This window comes from Vibrio sp. 1401, from assembly GCF_033340295.1.
Genome location: NZ_JAWOWF010000646.1, coordinates 1 through 572 on the forward strand (window position 1 = coordinate 1; position 572 = coordinate 572).

Below are 572 nucleotides of genomic sequence, written 5' to 3' on the forward strand. Positions count from 1 at the left end.
CCAGCACCATGAACGGCACATCATCGGCTGCGCCGAACACTTCTGGTGCAATCGCCGCTATCATGTCAACCAACCACGCTTTATCTGCCCGTGATGTTCGTGCGTTGCTGGCAGAAACCGCACGCGTTACCGATGCCGAGCATCCGGGTGTTCAACTTGAATTTACCAATAATAAAGGTGAGTTGGTGAGCTACGAAGCGATCTCACCTTGGCAGAAAAACGCGGCTGGCGTGAACTTCCATACCTTCTATGCTTTTGGTGCTGTTGATTTGGATGAAGCGATGAAACGCGCTCGCATGACGAATAATGTTCTGCCAGCGCAAATCATCACACCGTGGGCAAACAATGCAACAGAAGTCAGTGTGCCAGATGCAAGCCTTGCTGGTGGTTCGTCAAACATCGCAATTACTGACGACATTACCGTTGAGTCTGTACAGGTGCAGCTGACGCTAGAGCACTCGCGTCTACCTGATTTGGCAATCGAGCTTGTTTCCCCATCAGGTACTCGCTCCGTATTGCAAACACCACGTAACGGCCTTGTTGGTCAGTCTCTTGATCCAAACATTACGGGT

The 572-nt window shown here is 51.0% G+C and carries 1 protein-coding gene; it reads left to right on the forward strand.

Translation table 11 applies throughout. The features are described from left to right. The coding region (locus R7Z77_RS27340) for a proprotein convertase P-domain-containing protein (protein ID WP_318137303.1) at positions 1–572 on the forward strand (572 nt) is incomplete at both ends.